The sequence below is a fragment of the Paraburkholderia edwinii genome, from assembly GCF_019428685.1.
Classification (GTDB): Bacteria; Pseudomonadota; Gammaproteobacteria; order Burkholderiales; family Burkholderiaceae; genus Paraburkholderia; species Paraburkholderia edwinii.
The window spans coordinates 961901-981346 of the sequence record NZ_CP080096.1 but is presented as its reverse complement, the minus strand read 5'-3'; the positions used below and the strand labels follow the sequence as shown (position 1 = coordinate 981346).

At 62.5% G+C, this 19446-nt stretch carries 16 protein-coding genes; 4 read left to right on the top strand and 12 right to left on the bottom strand.

Annotated features, from left to right (window positions below; all coding sequences use genetic code 11):
* Positions 1–3 precede the first annotated feature (3 nt).
* The gene (locus tag KZJ38_RS26120) at positions 4–423 is read left to right on the top strand and encodes an ExbD/TolR family protein (RefSeq protein WP_219802747.1); all 420 of its coding nucleotides are present in this window, start codon (positions 4–6) and stop codon (positions 421–423) included.
* A complete protein-coding gene (locus tag KZJ38_RS26115) occupies positions 420–1193 on the top strand; it encodes an energy transducer TonB (protein WP_219802745.1) in 774 nt (257 codons plus the stop codon). The genes KZJ38_RS26120 and KZJ38_RS26115 overlap by 4 nt, the downstream gene beginning before the upstream one ends.
* A 154-nt stretch (positions 1194–1347) precedes the next feature.
* Here the strand turns inward: KZJ38_RS26115 and KZJ38_RS26110 are convergent, their stop codons facing one another.
* The 7 genes from KZJ38_RS26110 to KZJ38_RS26080 all read right to left on the bottom strand — a co-directional run bounded on the left by KZJ38_RS26110 (position 1348) and on the right by KZJ38_RS26080 (position 12078).
* Entirely contained in the window at positions 1348–2931 is a 1584-nt protein-coding gene (locus KZJ38_RS26110) for a methyl-accepting chemotaxis protein (protein WP_219802743.1), read from the bottom strand.
* Positions 2932–3121: 190 nt separating this feature from the next.
* Complete coding sequence (locus KZJ38_RS26105; protein WP_425518414.1) at positions 3122–4369, bottom strand: CaiB/BaiF CoA transferase family protein; 1248 nt, start codon at positions 4367–4369, stop codon at positions 3122–3124.
* Between the two features lies 1 nt (position 4370).
* Positions 4371–5153: an enoyl-CoA hydratase/isomerase family protein gene (locus tag KZJ38_RS26100; RefSeq protein ID WP_219802741.1), complete on the bottom strand. Its 783-nt coding sequence runs from the start codon at positions 5151–5153 to the stop codon at positions 4371–4373.
* A 159-nt stretch (positions 5154–5312) separates the two neighbouring features.
* A complete protein-coding gene (locus KZJ38_RS26095; RefSeq protein ID WP_219802740.1) occupies positions 5313–6602 on the bottom strand; it encodes an MFS transporter in 1290 nt (429 codons plus the stop codon).
* A 342-nt stretch (positions 6603–6944) separates the two neighbouring features.
* Positions 6945–9959, bottom strand: a complete 3015-nt coding sequence (locus KZJ38_RS26090; protein WP_219802738.1) for an FAD-binding and (Fe-S)-binding domain-containing protein — start codon at positions 9957–9959, stop codon at positions 6945–6947.
* 95 nt (positions 9960–10054) lie between these two features.
* Positions 10055–10861 carry a 2-keto-4-pentenoate hydratase gene (locus KZJ38_RS26085; RefSeq protein WP_246642015.1) on the bottom strand — a complete coding sequence of 269 codons (807 nt, stop codon included), beginning with the start codon at positions 10859–10861 and terminating at the stop codon, positions 10055–10057.
* On the bottom strand, positions 10858–12078 hold the full coding sequence (locus tag KZJ38_RS26080) for a pyridoxal-phosphate-dependent aminotransferase family protein (RefSeq protein WP_219802736.1): 1221 nt from the start codon (positions 12076–12078) through the stop codon (positions 10858–10860). The genes KZJ38_RS26085 and KZJ38_RS26080 overlap by 4 nt, the downstream gene beginning before the upstream one ends.
* A gap of 195 nt (positions 12079–12273) precedes the next feature.
* Here KZJ38_RS26080 and KZJ38_RS26075 point away from each other — a divergent pair, with 195 nt between their 5' ends.
* Positions 12274–12999, top strand: a complete 726-nt coding sequence (locus tag KZJ38_RS26075) for a GntR family transcriptional regulator (protein ID WP_219802734.1) — start codon at positions 12274–12276, stop codon at positions 12997–12999.
* 39 nt (positions 13000–13038) lie between these two features.
* Here KZJ38_RS26075 and KZJ38_RS26070 read toward each other — a convergent pair whose 3' ends face one another.
* Positions 13039–13476, bottom strand: a complete 438-nt coding sequence (locus KZJ38_RS26070; RefSeq protein ID WP_219802732.1) for a hypothetical protein — start codon at positions 13474–13476, stop codon at positions 13039–13041.
* A gap of 414 nt (positions 13477–13890) precedes the next feature.
* On the opposite strand from KZJ38_RS26070, the gene KZJ38_RS26065 reads away from it, so the two are divergent.
* Positions 13891–14205, top strand: a complete 315-nt coding sequence (locus KZJ38_RS26065; protein ID WP_219802731.1) for a hypothetical protein — start codon at positions 13891–13893, stop codon at positions 14203–14205.
* Positions 14206–14274: 69 nt separating this feature from the next.
* Here the strand turns inward: KZJ38_RS26065 and KZJ38_RS26060 are convergent, their stop codons facing one another.
* The 4 genes from KZJ38_RS26060 to KZJ38_RS26045 form a co-directional block, all read right to left on the bottom strand.
* Positions 14275–15153, bottom strand: a complete 879-nt coding sequence (locus KZJ38_RS26060) for a class I SAM-dependent methyltransferase (protein WP_219803632.1) — start codon at positions 15151–15153, stop codon at positions 14275–14277.
* 170 nt (positions 15154–15323) lie between these two features.
* Positions 15324–16349, bottom strand: coding sequence for a substrate-binding domain-containing protein (locus tag KZJ38_RS26055; protein ID WP_219802729.1), 1026 nt, complete (start codon positions 16347–16349; stop codon positions 15324–15326).
* Positions 16350–16392: 43 nt separating this feature from the next.
* Positions 16393–17487, bottom strand: a complete 1095-nt coding sequence (locus tag KZJ38_RS26050) for an ABC transporter permease (protein WP_219802727.1) — start codon at positions 17485–17487, stop codon at positions 16393–16395.
* On the bottom strand, positions 17484–19445 hold the full coding sequence (locus tag KZJ38_RS26045) for a sugar ABC transporter ATP-binding protein (RefSeq protein ID WP_219802726.1): 1962 nt from the start codon (positions 19443–19445) through the stop codon (positions 17484–17486). The genes KZJ38_RS26050 and KZJ38_RS26045 overlap by 4 nt, the downstream gene beginning before the upstream one ends.
* Position 19446: the final 1 nt, after the last annotated feature.

The following is a 19446-nucleotide window of genomic DNA, read 5'->3' as shown; positions in this document are numbered from 1 at the left end:
ATCATGCGTAACCATCGCAGTCACTACCTCGGCGGCGAAGAGAAGGCCCGCATCGAGATCATTCCGATGATCGACATCATGATGTTCCTGCTGGTGTTCTTCATGCTCGCGACGCTGAAGATGATCCAGGGCGCGGGCATCAAGCTCGATCTGCCGCAATCGAGCACCGCCGAGCAGTTGCAGCAGACCGTGAAGGTATCGATCGGCGTCACGAAGACCGATCAGCTCTATCTGGATGCAAAGGAAATTACGCCGGAAGAACTCACCGCGCATTTGCAAGGGCTTGTGCACGACGCGAAGAAGGTCGACGTCGCGATCGCAGGCGATGAAGGCACGAGCTACAAGAACATCGTCAAGGTGATGGACCTGGTGCGCGCGGCGGGCATCAGTTCGGTTGCATTGGCAACGAATCCGACGACATGAACTCGCCGGCTCTCGATATGAACGATCCGCAACGGCCATTGAACGGCGCACTCTGGGCATCGTCCGCGCCCACGCGTCATCACGGTCTCTCGATGAAGACCGCGGTCGGCGTGGCGCTGCTCGTCGAAGTGCTGCTTGTGACGGGCTTGTCGCATATGAAGTTCCAGCAGGACCCTCCGCCGCCGCCGAGGGAAATGCGCGTGCAGATGGCGCCGCCGCCACCGCCGCCCGAGGTGAAGAAGCTGGAGCCGCCGCCCGCTCCTCCTGAACCGCAGAAGCCCGTGCCAAAGACTGTGCAACCGAAACCGTTGCCGACGCCCAAGCCGCCGCCCGCGAAGCCCGCGCCGGCGCCGAAGGAAGCGATGATTCCGGCTGCCGCCAATCCTGCGCAGAGCGCACCTGCGCTCGCGACCGCGCCTGCCACGTCGGCTCCATCGACACCGACTGCCGCGGCCGCACCGGCGGCGCCTGCCCCGGCGCCGGCCCTGCATGGCGTCGTCGACGGACGCGGTCATTGCCAGTCGGTGCAGCCGCAGATTCCGCAGAAGGCGCTACAGGAAGGCATTTCCGCGGATGTGATCGCGCATCTGGCGATCAACACGGATGGTAGTGTCGGTGACGTGAAGATCGTGCGAGTGACACCGCCGACGTCGGTGTTCAACCAGGCGGTGATTGCAGCGGGACGCGCGTACAAGTGCGAAAAGAACGCGGAACCCTACGTGGGCGAAGTGGAGTTTTCGTTCAAGACGAGTGCATCGGAGGACGAATAACGTCGATGCGCGAAGCAAGGCAAGGCGAGGCGCAAAACGCCATGACAGGCTTGCGCTTCCTTGAACCTTGCGTCGACCCGCAGGCTCGCGCGCCAGCTTGCCGCTGGCGCGCGAGAGTAATGCGAGTAACCCGCGAGTACCGCGCTTAGCGCGATTAGCGACGCACTGCGCTCGACGTCGCGCCGCCCAGCTCAAATATCGCCACCGCCGCATTCAACCGGTTCGCCTGATCTTCAAGCGCCCCCGCAGCCGCCGCCGCCTCTTCAACCAGCGCCGCGTTCTGCTGCGTAACCTGATCCATCTGCGCGATCGCGATATTGATCTGGCCGATGCCCGCGCTTTGCTCCGACGAGGCGGTTTCGATCTCGCTCATGATCGCGCTCACGCGCGTGATCGACTCGAGAATTTCGCGCATCGTATCGCCCGAGCGCGTCACCAGAGTCGCGCCCGATTCGATACGTCCCGTCGATTCGCCGATCAGATCCTTGATTTCCTTCGCGGCCGACGCACTGCGCTGTGCAAGCGAACGCACCTCGCTCGCAACAACCGCAAAACCGCGGCCATTCTCACCGGCGCGCGCCGCTTCCACAGCCGCGTTGAGCGCGAGAATATTCGTCTGGAACGCGATGCCTTCGATCACGCCGACGATATCGCCGATCTTGTGCGAATCGCTAACGATGTTTTCCATCGCGCCAACCACGTCGCGCGTCAGGTCACCGCCCTGGCTCGCGAGCGTCGACGCACCCGTCGCCAGCGAACTCGCAACCTTCGCGTTGTCGGCCGTCTGCTTGAGCGTCGCCGCAAGTTCCTCGATGCTCGCAACAGTTTCTTCGAGCGAAGCAGCCTGCTGTTCTGTACGCTGCGACAGGTTCGAATTGCCCGCGGCAATTTCGCTGACGCCCGTGTGAATCGATTGCACACCGCTGCGCACATCGCCAACCGTCGAGATCAGCGACTCCTGCATACGCTTTAAAGCCGCCGTCAATACGCCCATTTCGTTCGTGCTGTCGACGACGATATTGCCGCCGAGGTCACCGCCCGAAATACGTTCGAAGTGCGCAATCGCCGCATCGGCCGGCTTGACGATCGCACGCAGCAACACGACGCGCATCAGCCATCCCAGCGCAAGTGCGGCCGCCAGCCCCACCGCGACGAGCGTCATCACCAGCTGGAACTGATCCTGCGCCTTGCGGTAACGATCCTCGCCCTGATCCATCTGCACCTTCTCGACCGCAAGCATCGCCTTTTCGAACGCGCTATAGAGCTTCGGCAGCTTGTATGCCTGAATCTGCAGGAACGCGTCGCGATCGCCCGCACGCAATGCAGCGAGACCGGGCTCGATGCCTTCCTTCAACAGCGTATTGCGCGCGGTCTGCATCAACTGAATCTGATTGCGCGCTTCGTCGCTATCGACGGCGCCGCCGAGAAATTTCGTCAGCTTGTCGTTCGAAATCTCGAGGTAGTTGTCCGAACGCTTGAGCACCGCATCCGCGCCCTTCGCATCGTGAAGGTCGGTCAGCGATGCGTACGTAGCAAGCGCAAGACGCAATCGCAGCAACTGTCCGGCGCTGTTTTCCAGATTCGCGACCGCCGGCGTATCGACAGTGTAGGTTTGCTGAAGCGCGTGGTTTTCCGAGCGCAATGCGAGAAGCCCGATGGCCGCGCCGATCACCAACGTAATCGCGAACGCAACCACCATCAAGGTCAGGCAAGATCTAATCGACAAATTGTTTTTCATGATTATCCGGCGTAAGCAGACGGACACCGCGATGCTTAAGTCTCCTTCGCGGCACTTCTTATTGGTCATCGGCACGCAGCTTACAAAACTTTAGGCCGTGCGAACCAATGACCGGTGTCAGAGGGCTACCCGAAGGTTTCCCCTCGGGTCCCCGTTATGCGGCACGCCGATGCCGCAAAAGCCCCTGTTTTTATGCAGTCACTTCCGTTTCGATCACCGCGCCTTCGTCTTTCAATGCGCGAATGCGTGCGTCATCGAAGCCGTATTCGCGCAGCACCTCGGCCGTATGCTGGCCGAACAGCGGCGCAGGCCGCGAGGCGCGCGTGCAGCCGTCGGAAAAGTGAATCGGCAAGCCGATGCCGCGCGTTTTACCGGCGATCGGATGCTGCGTCTCGACGATCATGCCGCGCGCTAGCGCCTGTTCGTGCGCAACGGCGTCCGGCACTTCGAGCACAGGGCCCGACGGCAGTCCGATTGCGTCGAATGCGGCAAGCCATTCAGCGGTGGTCTGCTCGACCAGGCGCGCCGTCAGAATCTCGACCAGCGCTTCGCGATGCTTCAAACGCCCTGCATTCGTGGTGAAACGCTCGTCACGCTCAAGATTTGGGATTTTCAGTACACCGATCAGCCGCTCATAGTTGCTCTGGTTCGCGGCGCCGATATTGATCCAGCCGTCGCGCGTGCGAAATGCCTGATACGGCGCGCTGGTCGGATTGGCCGAACCCGCTTTCGGCAGTACGGTGCCGTCCGCGAAGTAGTTCGCGAACGCCCAGTACATCTGCTGCAATCCCGCTTCGAAGAGCGACGTGTCCACCATCTGGCCGAGACCCGTGCGCAGTTTGTTCGCATAGGCCGCGCTAATGCCGAGCGCGGCGAGAATGCCCGCATTGATATCGGTTACGGGAGAACCGGCCTTGATCGGCGCCTGACCCGGTTCGCCCGTCATGCTCATCAGGCCGCTCATGCCCTGCGCGATCAGATCGAAGCCGCCTTTTTCCGCGTACGGGCCACTGCGTCCGAAGCCCGAAATCGCGCAGTAAATCAGGCCCGGGTTCGCGAGCTTGAGCGCCTCGTAACCCATGCCGAGCTTTTCCATCGTGCCGCCGCGATAGTTCTCGGTCACGACGTCGGCGCTCGCGAGCATCTTGCGCAGCACTTCCTTGCCGCCTTCGGTCTTCAGATTTAGCGCAATGCCGCGTTTGTTGCGGTTGACGATCATGAACGACGCCGATTCGCCGCCGTCGATAATCGGCGCAAAGCGGCGGCAGTCGTCGCCGCCCGGAATCTTCTCCACCTTGATCACATCGGCGCCCATATCGGCGAGCATCATTCCGCAGATCGGGCCCGACATGATGTGCGCGAGTTCGATCACGCGCATGCCGGCGAGCGGCCCCGAACCGGCCGCGTGGCCGGTATTCGTCTTCGTCGTATTCGTCATGTCAGCGCCCCTTGAAATCGGGTTTGACCTTGTCGAGAAACGCGCGATAGCCAGTGCGGAAGTCTTCCGTGCCGAAGCATGCGAAGCCTTCGTCGCGCTCGGCCGCCGTCAACGGCGCCGGGTCCATCGCACGCCTGACGAACTGCTTGTGCCAGCGCGCCACGAGCGGCGCGCCATCGGCAATCCGTTGCGCGGTTTCATAAGTATGCGCGGTTACTTCGGCATCGGGCACCACGCGCGTGACGAGCCCTTTCGCCAAGGCCTCCTGTGCATCGAAGATACGCCCTTCCAGCAGAATTTCCAGCGCAACCGCGGGGCCTGCGAGACGCACGAGCCCTTCGAGTTCCGCATGCGCCATCACGAGCCCAAGATTCTTAATCGGCACGCCGAAGCGGCTCGACGTGCCGCAGATACGCAAATCGCACATCGCGGCGATTTCGAGCCCGCCGCCGACGCAGATGCCGTGAATCATCGCGACCAGCGGATGGCGGCACGCCTTGATCGACTCGAGCGTGCGATGCATGATCGCGCCGTACGTGCGCGCCTGTTCGACGTTCGAGCGGTCGGTGGCGAATTCGCCGATATCGTTGCCGGGCGAGAACGCCTTTTCGCCGGCGCCGCGCAGCACGATGCAGCGCAGCGCGTCGTCGGCCGACAATTCGTTGATGCGTTCGCCGAGCGTACGCCACAAATCCTTGGTCATTGCGTTGAGCTTCGCTTCACGGTCGATCGTGACCGTGGCGATCGTCCCTTCGCGTTCGATCGAAATCGAAGGTTCTGCCATGTCGTCTCCCTCGGATATGAATCGGCCTGTCGGGGCCGTGACCTGTCGTCGCGACGCGTGGCCGCGACCCGGTGCCGCGCTCGCGGCACCGGCACATCGCCCGCCGCCGGCGCGTGCCGCACGGGGCTGCGTGCGGCACGCTGGCGCGGGGCGCCGGCCTTAGACGAACTTGCGTGCTTCGCTTGCGGGCTGCTCGACGCCGTCGGCATCGAGCACGCGATCCGGGCGCATCGTGAAGGACAGCAGAATGCCGAGCGCCATCAGCGCCATCGACACGATAAACGGCAGATTCCAGTTACCGGTCAGGTCGATCAGCCAGCCGCCGACCACCGGGCTGATAATTGCCGCCAGCGCGGACCCGGTATTCATGATGCCGCTCGCGGTACCGGCATGCTTCGGCGCGATATCCATCGGCACGGCCCACATCGGCCCGATCGTCATCTCGTTGAAGAAGAAGCCGCCGGCAAGACACAGCGCGGCCATCGTGATCGAGATGTTCGAAACAAACATGATCGGCGCGAGCGACAGCAGCGTCAAAAACATGCAGACGCCGACCATCACGTTACGCGCAAGGCGGATGTTCTTGCTCTTGCGCAGGATGCGGTCCGTCACCGACCCGCCGAGCCAGTCGCCGATCACGCCGGCGAAAAACACGCTCGACGCAAACAGTGCGGACTTCTTGAGGTCCATGTGATAGTTGTGCAGGAAGTACTGCGGAATCCAGCCGAGGAACAGCCACAGCACCCAGCCGTAGCAGAAGTACACGGCCGTCACCGGCGCCATGCGGCCGAGCAGTGCGCGCCACGGCACCGGCGTGCGTTGCTTGGCGCCGCTATACGCGGAGAGAGTCGCGCATTCGCTGTCCGTAATACGCGGATGGTCGCGCGGATTGTCGCGGAAGTACCAGATCCAGGCGAGCGCCCACAGGAAGCTCACAATACCCGTCACGATAAATGCGCCACGCCAGCTCGTCGCCACCATCAGCCAGACGATCAGCGGCGGCGCAACGGCATTGCCGATCCGCGATGCCGCGTGCGTGATGCCCTGCGCGAAGCCGCGCTGATCCGAACGCATCCAGTTCGACATGGCGCGCGTCGCGGTCGGGAAGGTCGCGCCTTCGCCGAGACCGAGCAGCACGCGCGCGAAGATCATCGACGCGAAGCCGCCGGCAAGACCCGTCATCACGGTGGCGCCCGCCCAGATCACCGCGCAGATGGCGAGCGTACGGCGCGGTCCGAAACGGTCGCCCACCCAGCCGCCGATAATCTGGAAGATCAGGTACGGATAAGCAAACGCGGAAAATACGAAACCGACCTCGGTATGGTTCAAGCCCAGTTCCGCGCCGAATGCGCTGGCGGCGGTGCTGACGTTGACCCGGTCGATATACGTGATGAAATACATCGCGCAGAGAAGCAGTAGAACGCGCGTCGTGGCTCGACGGAACATCATCCTCTCCTATAGTTGTGTGCGAGCGGCCGCGGCGCGCTGTCGCACACCAAAGGCATCGCAAAACGAACTTCGTAAGCGTGGCGGTAGCGTGCGCCCGCCTTGACTACCGTGGTTACCGGATTCGGATTCGGGTTCGGATGCGGCCCGGCATGTGGCCGGGATGAGGATTGCGCAGTCGTGTCATGGCTTTGTCTCCTATCTACTAGTACTTGCTATTTACCGTTCGCCGATCGCACGATTCCGCGGGAATTTCGCGCGATACGTTGATGCGCCCCTGCTTTCTTTTCGTTGCTGCCTCTTCGCTTATTGTTCGGTGACTTGTATCTGTTCTGTGATCCTCTGCTACGCGAGGGCCGCTTCAAGCACTCTTGCCACATGCAGTGCCTCAGCCTGCGTGCCGTCCGCAATCTGATGACGGCAGCTCGTGCCGTCGGCGACAATCAATGCATCGCCTGCGTTTCTAATCGCGGGCAACAGCGACAGTTCCGCCATTGCCTTCGACGCGTCGTAATGCTCTGCCTCATAACCGAAGCTGCCCGCCATGCCGCAGCACGACGATTCGATCGCTTCGACCTTGAGGCCCGGAATCCAGCCGAGCACGGTCTGCACCGGACGCACCGCATCGAACGCCTTCTGATGACAGTGGCCGTGCAGCAGCGCCTTCGCGGTATCGAGCGGCTTGAGCGATACCTTGAATCGGCCCGCCGCCTGCTCGTGCACCAGAAACTCCTCGAACAGGAACGACGACGCGGCCAGCTGCTTTGCCGCGTCGCCATATCCGTAACCGAGAAACTCGTCGCGCAACGACAGCAGGCACGACGGCTCGAGACCGACGATCGACACGCCGCGCTCCACATACGGCAGCAGCGCATCGAGCGCACGGCGCGCTTCGGCCTTCGCCTCGTCGACGAGACCCGCCGAAAGGAACGTCCGGCCGCAACACAACGGCCGTTCGCCATCCTTTACGTTGAAGTGCACCGTGTAGCCCGCTGCTTCGAGTACGCGCTGTGCCGCACGCGCGTTATCGGGCTCCATGTAGTTGTTGAAGGTATCGACAAATAGCAGAACTTCTTTAGTGCCTGCTTCAATATTCGCACGCGGCTGCACGTTCGGAAGGAACGGTTTCGCAAATCGTGGGAAAGAGCGCTCTGCCGCAAGCCCGATGCGCGATTTCATCCAGCGCGCGAACGGCATGCGTTCGAGCGAACCGGCCAGCGCAGGCATGCGGCTCGCATATCGCGCATAGCGCGGCAGATACGCGATCAACCGCTCGCGCAGCGTCGTGCCGTGACGCGCATTCCATGCGGCGCGCGCTTCGATCTTGATGCGCGCCATATCGACACCGGTTGGGCAATCGCGCTTGCACCCCTTGCACGACACGCACAGATCGAGCACTTCCTTGACGTCGCTGCCGGCCAGACCGTCTTCGCCGAGTTGACCCGAGATCGCGAGGCGCAGCGTATTTGCGCGGCCGCGCGTCACATGCTGCTCGTCCTTCGTGATGCGGTAACTCGGGCACATCGTGCCCGCGTCGAACTTGCGGCAGTGGCCGTTGTTGTTGCACATCTCGACTGCTTTCGCGAGACCGTTCGCGCGATCGCCGCCGGAGCCCAGCGCGCCTTCCGCACCGGTCAGCGGATCGCGTGTGACGTTCCAGGCGGACCAGTCGAGCGCCGGCTTCCATTCGCGTTCCCGATAGCTGGGAGGAAAGCGGAAATTCGTTGCGTCGTCCATCTTCGGCGGATTGACGATGCGGTCCGGGCTCAGCCGGTTGTCCGGATCGAATAGCTTCTTGATGTCTCGGAACGCCTCATTGATACGCGGACCGTATTGCCAGGCCACCCATTCGCCGCGACACAAGCCATCGCCGTGTTCGCCCGAATACGCGCCCTTGTATTCGCGCACCATCGCGGCAGCCTCTTCGGCAATCGCGCGCATTTTTTGCGCGCCGTCGCGGCGCATATCGAGAATCGGACGCACATGCAGCGTGCCGACGCTAGCATGTGCGTACCACGTGCCTTCGGTGCCGTTCTTGTGGAACACCTCGGTAAGGCGGCTCGTATACTCGGCCAGATGTTCGAGCGGCACCGCGCAGTCTTCGATAAACGACACCGGCTTGCCGTCGCCCTTCATGCTCATCATGATGTTGAGCCCGGCCTTGCGCACATCCCACAGCGCCTTTTGCGCGTGCGCGTCCGGCATTTCGACAACCGAACCGGGCAAGCCGAGATCGCCCATCAATTCGACGAGCTGAGCAAGCTTCGCGAGTTGCGTATCTTTGTCAGCGCCGGCAAATTCGACGAGCAGCACCGCTTGCGGCTCGCCCACCAGCGCCTTTTCGACGACAGGCCGAAACGCCGGGTTCGACATCGCGAGATCGATCATCGTGCGATCGACGAGTTCGACCGCGACGGGGCCGAGCTTCACAATATGCTGCGTCATGTCCATCGCCGAGTAGAACGTCGGGAAGTTCACAACGCCTAGCGTCTTATACGCGGGCAACGGCGAAAGTTTCAGCGTGAGCGTGCGGCTGAACGCGAGCGTGCCTTCGGAGCCGACCAGCAGGTGCGCGAGGTTCGGTTCGCCATCGGCGGAAAACGGCAGCGGGCTCTGGCATTCGAACAGATCGAGGTTGTAGCCGGCCACGCGCCGCAGCACCTTTGGAATCTGCTCGCGCATTTCATCGCGCTCGCGCTGCGCGATCTTGCGCACTTCTTCGACCAGTGCGCGCGTGCGCGCATCGCTCGTCATCTTCGACAAGCTTGTAAAGCGTGCTTCGTGACCGTCGGCGAGCACCGCGTCGATCGCATCGACGTTGTGCACCATGATCCCGTATTCCATCGAGCGCGAACCGCACGAGTTGTTGCCGGCCATGCCGCCGATCGTGCATTGCGCGCTCGTCGACACGTCGACCGGGAACCACAGCCCATGCGGCTTCAGCCACGCATTCAGGTGATCGAGCACGACGCCGGGCTCGACCGTCACCGTGCGCGCGTCCTTATCGAAATGAACGACGTTGTTGAGCCACTTGCTCGTATCGATGACCAGCGCTTCGCCGATCGTTTGCCCGCATTGGCTCGTGCCCGCGCCGCGCGCCAGCACGGGCGCCTTGCTGTCGCGCGCGATGTCGAGCGCGAGCTTCAGGTCCGCCTGGTCCTTCGGCACGACAACGCCAAGCGGCATGATCTGGTAAATCGATGCATCGGTTGCATAACGGCCGCGTGTGGCGCGGTCGAACAGCACATCGCCTTTCAGTTCCGCCGCCAGACGCGTGGCGAGCGGCGTGAGCTTCGCACGCGCCGCTGCGGGCATCAGGTGGATCGGCTGAACAAGTGCCTGGGGACGGGAATTCAGCATGGGCGTCGCAACGATTCAAATGGATGGACGTTCGCTCGTTAGGCTCGATTTGCTCGATACAAGCAAGCGGACCGGCGTGGTGGCTCTTGGGCTGATCAACTGAGCGTGAACTGCACCGGCGGCAAGCCGTCTATCGCACCGCGCACGACGCCGCCCTTCTCCGGAAACGCCATGCCCGTGTACGAGCCGCAGGTCAGCACCGTGCCGGACTCAAACGTGAGGCCGCGCGATACGCCGTGATTGACGAGCCAGCCGAGCAGCCTGCGCGGATCGCCGGCCGGATTCGCCGGCGCGCTATCGAACAGCGGCGCACCGTCGATCGTGAAGCTTGCGGCCGGCGCGACAAACGAAAACGTGCCGTCGTACGGCACCGCTTCGCCGACGATCAATGCACCGTGGTTCTGCAAGTCGGCGAGCTGCCACAGCTTGTCGACCGCAGGCCAACCGCTGAAGCGGCTTGTCACGATCTCGATCGTCGCGTGCATCGATTCGATCGCATCGAGCACCTGTTCGTCGGTATAAGGCCCACCGGTCGGCTCGAAACGGCGCCCAAGCGCAAATGCAACCTCGAGCTCGAGACCCGCTTGGTTGAACGAACCGCGCGACAGCTCGGCGCCGCTGCGATATACGCAAGAAGCCGGCAACGGCGATCCTTGAATCGGGCCGCCAGTCGGCGTTTTCGCACCGACCTTCCATCCGCCGATCGAATCGCGCATCGCATGAAGCGTCGCGTGCTGGACTGCGTAGGCATCCTCTGCGTTCGCGGGCTGCGCATCCTGCGGCAACGCATCGAGCCACGCACGCCGCGTACGCGCATCGACAAACAGCCGCGCGAGCGCTTCACGCGACCCTTGCGTCAAGCCGCCAGCAGCGGCCGCTACCTGCGGTTCGCGCGCCGTCATGCAGCCGCCTTCAGCGACGGCTTCGCGACGTGGCTCGTCAGATACTCCATGGCCGCCGTCACGCCGCTCGACTTCAACGGCACGCCCGCGAGCTTCAGGCCCATTTCGCAGCCGGACAGCGTCGCCATCAGCGTGAGGTCGTTGCACTCGCCGAGGTGGCCGATACGGAACATGCGGCCCTTCACCTTGCCAAGGCCCGTGCCGAGCGACATGTCGAAGTGTTCGTAGATCAGCTTGCGCACCGCGTCCGCATCGACGCCTTCCGGCATGATCACGCCCGTCAGAACCGGCGAATAGACGGCCGGGTCCGCGCACTGGATCTCGAGGCCCCACGCGGTCACGGCCGCGCGGCAGGCGGCCGCAAGCCGCTGATGACGCGCGAACACGTTGTCGAGCCCTTCGCCGAGAATCATCTCGAGCGATTCGTGCAGCCCGTACAGCAGGTTCGTGTTCGGCGTGTACGGCCAGTAGCCCTGCTTGTTCATCTCGACGATGTCGGCCCAGTCCCAGAACGCGCGCGGCAGCTTCGCGCTTTCGTGCGCCTTCATCGCCTTCGGCGAAATCGCGTTGAAGCTAATGCCCGGCGGCAACATCAAGCCCTTCTGCGAGCCCGACACGGTCACGTCGACGCCCCATTCGTCATGCCGGTAGTCGGCCGACGCAAGGCCCGAAATCGTATCGACCATCAGCAGCGCCGGGTGACCGGCCGCATCGATCGCGCGGCGCACGGCTGCGATATCGGAAGTCACGCCCGTCGACGTCTCGTTGTGCACGACACACACGGCCTTGATGACGTGGTTCGTATCGGCACGCAGACGCGCTTCAATCAGGTCCGCCTGCACACCGCGGCGCCAGCCTTCGACACCGGGCAAACCGAGAAACTCGGGTTTCAGCCCCAGGTTCTCGGCCATCTTCTTCCACAGCGTCGCGAAGTGACCCGTCTCGTACATCAGTACCGTGTCGCCCGCGCTCAGCGTATTGCACAGCGCGGCTTCCCACGCGCCCGTGCCCGATGCCGGATAGATGACGACCGGTTGCGAAGTCTTGAAGATCTTCTTGATGCCGTCGAGCACCTTCAGCCCCAGCGCGCCGAACTCAGGGCCGCGGTGATCGATGGTCGGATAGCTCATCGCCCGCAAGATGCGATCGGGTACGGGGCTCGGCCCGGGGATCTGCAGAAAGTGACGGCCGGCCGGGTGGAAGTCGAGTTTCAGCATGTGCGGTCCTTTATTGGAAACCTTGCGTTTGAATTTTGCATGCAAAATACTCTAGCGCAGGCATCCTGATGCGGGAAGCAAAATTCGCCCGAAACGTCCAGGTATAAACCCGCACACCGCCAGGTATAAACCCGCACGCCTTGCGGCGAGCCGACCTGCGATAAAATGCCGTCGAACCAATCATGAGGTCTTTGCATGCAAAATGCTGACATGCCGGAGGCAATGCTGCCGCCGTCATTGCCGAAGGTCGAACGGCAGCGTCTGCACGACACCGTGGTCGACCATCTGCGCAACTTCATCGTCGAGGGGCTGCTCGCGCCTGGCGTGAAGCTCAACGAGCGTCAGCTATGCGAGACGCTCGGCATTTCACGCACGCCGCTGCGCGAAGCGCTGAAGGTGCTGGCCGCCGAAGGCCTGATCGATATTTCGCCGAACAAGGGCGCGACGGTCTCTCAAATGACCGACGCCGAGATTCGCGAAACGTTTGAACTGATGAGCGGGCTCGAGGCGTTTTCGGGCGAACTCGCGTGCGAGCGCATCACGCCCGTCGAGCTGGCGGAAATCAAGGCGCTGCACTACGCGATGCTCGCGTGCCGCGCGCAGAACGACCTGTCGGGCTACTACAGCCGCAACCACAAGATTCACGACAAGATCAACGAAGCCGCGCGCAACTCGGCGCTGCGGCAGACGTACCTGTCGATCAACCGGCGCCTGCAGGCGTTGCGGTTCCGTTCGAACTTTCAAACGCAGAAGTGGGATAGCGCGATCCGCGATCACGAAGAGATGATCGAGGCGCTCGAGTCGCGCGATGGCAAGAAGATGGGCGCGATCCTGCGCGCGCATTTGCTGGCGAAGCGCGATGCGGTGCTCGCCGAACGAACGATGTCGACCGTCACACTGGCGCCGCGCGACGAATCGTAGCTGGTATGTGGCTCGTATGTGTAGGTGGCTGATAAGCGGCTACTCGGCGTCTGAGTTCGAATCGGATTCGGTGCCTGCGCCGCTGTTCCCCCTCTCGTCTGGCTTGCTGCCTGCTCCGGTTTTGGCCTCAGGCGTCGCGTCCGATTCGCCTTCCGGCTCTTCAATCCATGTGCACCGCAAGCCGACGCCCTCGATATGTTCCCAGTGAGCACGCAGCCGCCGTTTTTGCACACAAGGGTCGGCATCACGGTCCTTCATTCGCGAACCGATAACGACGCTGCTGTTTCCGATAAAGGCGCGTCCGATATCTTTCGAAACCAGATTTTCGTGCCATGGTATTCGCACGATATTATCGCTTTCACGCGAAACCTTATCAGTATTTTTCGAATCCTTTTCCCTTTTAATTGCAACCGTCATTTGAAACCCATCGTCGGTATCGCATATCTCGCACGTGCCGTACATGCGGTGGTTTTGCATTTCTATTCTCCGCAAAAAAGTTGTTCCAACACTCCCGGTCGTTGACATACGGCGCTTCACCGGCCTGGTTCTCGCGCTGCAGCGTGGTCTCATTCATTTTCTGTTCTCTCACAACAGACGGCGCAATCGGCTTATTCCATTGCGCCATTCATGTAGAAGACAGTTGGTCCATCTGGTAGGTACAGTCAATAAAAGATGAACCGGACGGAATAAGCGGGTTTAGCCGAATATCAATAAATCGATCAAGCACTGCGGCCCAGATACGAAAACGATTTCGAACCAATTCACCTAACGCAAGCAAATTTGTAACTTTGGTTATCTTCGGATGGCCCTTCGTCCCCGATATGGCACGCGGTATGCGCATTTGAGTAAACAGGCCAGCGAAATACCGCGGGCATTAAATGGGAGACGACAATGAAAAGCATCGGTGCGATGCTGTGCGCGCTGGCGTTGCTGGGCAGCGCTAATGCGATGGCTCAAACAAACTCAGGTGGCGCCAATACGACCGGCGCAGGTTCGACCCAAGGGTCCGGGCAAGGCGTGACGCCCGGCGCGAAGCAAGGCATCGAGCCGGGCAAGGCCGGGGAGAGCATGAATCAGCTAGGCAGTCCGCAAAGCGGCGCATCGTCGCCGCAGGATTCGCTGATGCAAAAGCGCGAACAGGGGATGGCGCCGCAGGGAAAAGGCACGCAAGGCTCGCAGGATTCGAGCGGCTCGATGAAGCAATAGAGGCCTGATGCAGCCGCTTGATGCGGCTATTTATTGCAGCCGCCTATTGCAGCCGCTTATTGCAGCCGCTTATTGCTGTTGCTTATGCGCGGCAACCGGCTTCACGAAGCGCAGCGTCATCCGGTCCGATTCGCCGATTGCCGCATAGCGTGCGCGATCAACGTTGCCTTCGGCGTAGGTGGGCGGCAGCGTCCATACGCCCTTCGGATAGTCCTTCGTATCGCGCGGATTGTCGTTGATCTCGCTACGGCCGGCCAGTTCAAAGCCGGCCGCGCGCGCATGCTCAATGACGAAGTCTTCCGTCACATAGCCGGTCACAATGGTCTGGGCGAGCGACGTGCCCGGCTTCGCGCGATGTTCTTCGACGCCGAGCACACCGCCCGGTTTTAATGCCGTGTAAAAGGCCTTGAAGTTCGCATCGAGATCGCCGTCCTTGATCCAGTTGTGGATGTTGCGGAAGGTCAGCACCATATCCGCGCTACCCGGTGCGCCCACGCCGGTCAGCCGGCCCGCCTGCAACGCACCGACTGTTACGCCGCTGTAGTCCGCCGGATCCTGCGCGAGCTTCTGCCTGAAGCGGTCGATCATCGGCGCGAGATGTGCAGCGCTCTGTGCATCCGACTCGACGTACGGCGCTTCATACAACTTGCCGTGCGCGCTCAGATAAGGCGCGAGAATCTCGGTGTACCACCCTGCGCCCGGCGCGATTTCGATCACCGTTTGACGGTCGGTCAGGCCGAAGAAGGTCAGCGTTTGAGCGGGATGACGGTAAGCGTCGCGAGCGCGATTGGCATCGCTGCGCTGCGGACCGGCGATCGCATCAGAAAGCGATACCGGATCCGCGGCATAAGCGATGTGGGAGAAGGAGGAAAAAGCGGTCAGTGAAGCGCTCGCCGCGATGGCGAGCGCAAAACGTCGAATGGCATGGCGGCGAGTCTGAACAGTCATCGTGAGCGGGCAGTCGTGAAAAGTGGACATGATCGGATAACCGCCGATACACATTCCCGGCAGTTACGCATCGAAGCCAGAGCATAAACGCATGGCGGCTACCACGCATCGAACGTCCGGCCGCCATGCTTTATTCCACCTTCGCGCCTGCGCGCGCACACCCGTGTGCTTTACTTCATCTCGCCGCCGAATACCGTCTGTTTGATCACCGGCAATTCCTGGTCGAGATTGTCCTTCGACACCACCACAACCGGCACGACGATGCTCTTCGGCGGTTCCTTGCCCGCGAGATGATCGAGCATCGCGCCGGCTGCCTTCTGCCCCATCAGATACGGCTGCTGCATGCCCGAAGCGGTCAGCGTGCCGTCCTTGATCATATCGACGAATTGCGGAATGCCGTCGAACGCGACGAGCGCGATATCGGACTGCTTGTGCGCGACCTGGATCGCGCGCGCCGCGCCGAGCGTCGGCGCATCGGTCTGCACGAACACGCCATGCATATCCGGGTGCGCGGTGATCATGTCCTGCACGAAGCGAAACGTTTCGTCCGCCGTGTAGCGCTGCATCTGGTTCAGCGCGACTTCGGGAATGCCCGCTTCCTTCATCGCACGGCGGAAACCTTCGGTGCGAAGCTTGCCGTTCTGCCGCGCAAGCGAGATCGACGAAATGCCGTAGCCGCCCTTGTCCCAGCCCTTCTGCTTCATCACTTCAGCGAGCTTCTTGCCGGTTTCGTATGCGCCTTTCTCGTTCTCCGAACTGATGAACGACACGTAATCGCCCGAGTTCGTGCCGATATCGGCAATCACCACCGGCACTTTCGCACGCGCGGCAATCTGCAGCACGCTCGGCGCCGTCGACGAATCGGTCGGCGAGATCACGATGCCGGCCACGCCTTGCGCGACCGCGTCCTGCGCGTTTTTCAGCTGCGTGGCGGCATCGTTGTGCGAATCGTAGATCGTCACGGTGCCGCCCTGCGCCTTGACCGTATCGGTCACGCCCTTGCCGACGATGCGCCAGAACGGCAGATCGAGCCCCGGCGTCAGATAGGCAAAGCGCTTGCCCGCCGCACTTTGCTGCGCATACGCGCCGCTTGCGAACGACGCGCTCAATGCCGCGCCGAGCACCAGAGCGCCGAACGCCTTCGCGGTGCGCGCGAGGAATGCACGCTTATGTGCCTGCTTGTGCATGGGGTTCATATCAATGTCTCCTTGGATGAATTGTTGGACGACGAACCGTACGTCATTGACCGCGCCGGTTGATGCGCGTGGTCACGATGCGTTCGGCAAGCACGGCGATGATGATGATCGCGCCGATCGCACTGCCCTGCCAGTAAGGTCCCACGTTCAGCAGGTTCAGACCGTTGCGGATCAGGCCCATGATGAGCACGCCGAAAAACGTGCCGATCATCGAGCCGCGTCCGCCGAAAAGACTCGCACCGCCGATCACGACGGCCGCGATGGAATCGAGTTCGAGCCCATTGCCGGCAATCGGATCGATCGACAGCAGCCGCGACGCGAGCATCACCGCCGCAAGCGCCGACAGCGCGCCGGACAGCACATAGGCGAGCGTCGTGTAGTAGGTCACCTTGAGACCCGAGGCGCGCGCCGCTTCGATATTCGAGCCGATCGCATAGATCGTGCGGCCGCCTTTGGTAAAGGTCAGGTAGTACCAGGCCAGCGCGAACAGCAGCACGACGAACAGGAAATTCGCGGGAATACCGAACACGTCGGCCGAGCCGATATACGAAAGCCCTTGCGGCAGCGAGGAAATCGAATTGCCGTCGCTGATCACATACGCGAGCGAACGCGCGACCGACATCATGCCGAGCGTGACGATAAACGGCGCAATGCGGCCGAATGTGACCAGCAAACCGTTGACGAGCCCCATCAGGCCGCCGAACACGATCGCCGCCGCGATTGCGACCGGCACGGGCAGGCCCGCCGATGTCAGCGCGAGGCCGAGCACGATGCCCGCCACACCGGTCAATGCGCCGACAGACAGATCGATGCCGGCCACCAGAATCACGAACGTCTGCCCAATCGCCGCGATACCGGTCACGACCGACTGGTCCATCAGGTTGAACAGGTTGCCGAGCGAGAAGAAGTGCGACGAGATCAGCGACAGCGCGATGGACAGCACGATCAGCACGACAAGCATGCGTATTTCGAGCGCAAAGCGATGAACGAAGCCGGCATGACGGCGGCGCGGTGCCGGGGTAACCGGCGCGGGCGCGGCGGCGGCCGCACCGCCATCGCCGGTGTTTTGCACGCCTGGGTTTTGCACACCATTGCCGTTGCGACCACCGTCGTGCGCTTTCAGATCGTTACTGCTCATACCGCTGTCTCCTCCCCTTGCGCCGCGACGAGAAGTTGCCCCACGCCGTGACGGGTCATGTTCTGCGTCATCTGCGCGCGCACCGCTTGTGGATCGAGCGTTGCCGCCGACGGCACGCTCACGCCGACATACCCGAACGAGTGGCCGCTCTGGTTGACGAGCCTGAACAACACCGAACGCAGCGGGCCGTCGTCGATCGCGGTACCCGCCTTTTGCGTATCGAGCGCGCGCGGTATGGCGGTTTCTTCGACCAGCGGAAAACGCTCCGCGGCGATGCCGACCGGCGCATTCGCATGCGTCACGACGTCGAAGCAGAACACGCGGCCACGTTCGACCTGCAGCCAGTAGCTCGTCGCGCCGAATTGCGCGGACAGATCGGCGAGCGCATCGTGCACGCCCTGCGCGGACGAACGCGGCGCCGCATAGGTCGCGAGAATCTCCGCGTCGAGCAGATCGCTGGTCGCCTGCGCGACCGACACGCCGTCGCTCAGCACGACGACGCGATCCGACAGCCCGAGCACTTCGTCGAAGTCCGACGACACGACCACGACGCCGATGCCGCGCGCCGCAATCTTGCGGATGATCTGGTAAATCGTATTGCGCGTGCCGATATCGACACCGCGCGTCGGTTCGTCGAGCAGCAGCACCGACGGATTCAGCAATAGCCAGCGTGCGAAAATCACCTTCTGCTGCTGCCCACCGCTCAAGCCGAGCATCGGCGCGGTCAGGATGTGCTCGGGCATATCGAGCTCGGTCATCAGCCGGTCGATCTCGGCGAAATGCCGTTCGTAATTGCGATGAATGCCGCGGTCGCGGCCCAGATGCGCGAGCAGCAGGTTCTCGGTCACCGAGAAGTCCGGCACGATACCCTGCCGCCTGCGATCCTCGCCGATCAAACCGATGCCGCGCGCAATTGCATCGCGCGGCGATGCGGCCGCGAACGTCTCGCCGTTCAACCGAACCGTGCCGCTATCGCGCTTGCGCAGCCCGAAGAGCGTTTCGATCGTCTCCGAGCGGCCCGCGCCGACCAGACCCGCGAGCCCGAGAATTTCGCCGGCGTGCAGCGTGAACGACACATCGCGCACCATCGAACCCGACGCGAGATGGCTGACCTCGAGCAGCGGCGCATCCGCAACGCGTGCCTGCGCGGGCGGCGCGCTGCCGCGCTCGTAGAGGTTCTCGATAGTGCGGCCGACCATCAGCTGGATCAGCGCCGCCGGCGTGAGTTCGCGCGTCGCGACGTCGGCGGCCACCGTACGGCCGTCGCGCATTACCGTCACGCAATCGGTAATCTCGAAGATTTCTTCGAGCCGGTGCGAGACGAACGCGAGCGCCTTGCCGCGCGAACGCAGCAGACGCATCACCTCGAACAGGCTCGCGACTTCAGTCGGCGAAAACGACGCAGTGGGCTCGTCGAAGATGATCAGGTCGGAGTCCTGCTGTAATGCGCGGCCGATTTCGATGATTTGCCGTTGCGCCATCGAGAGATCGCCGGCGCGCTTGTGCAGCGGCAAATGCTCGGCCTGATGCAATTCCTCGAGCACCGCTTCGGCCCTGCGCCTGAGCGCCTTCCAGTCGAGCCGCTCGCGCTGGCCGAAATGCGTGAGGCACAGGTTCTCCATCACCGAGAGATCGGGCGCAATGCTCGTTTCCTGCAACACGAGCGAAATACCCGCGCGCATCGCGTCGCGCGGCATCGCGAAGTCGACGTCGTGGCCTTTGTAGCGCAGCAGCCCGTCGGAACGGCGCAAGTGGCCGCTGATAATGCGCGAGAGCGTCGACTTGCCCGCGCCGTTCACGCCGACCAGCGCATGCACTTCGCCGGCACGCAGCGTGAGCGAGCCGTCTTTGAGCGCGCGGACCGGGCCGAACAGCTTCGTCACGTGCTCGGCGCGCAGGATCTCGTTAGGTGCCTCGCCGCCGGCCATGCCGGCAGTTGCGGCGGCTTCGGTGTTCATC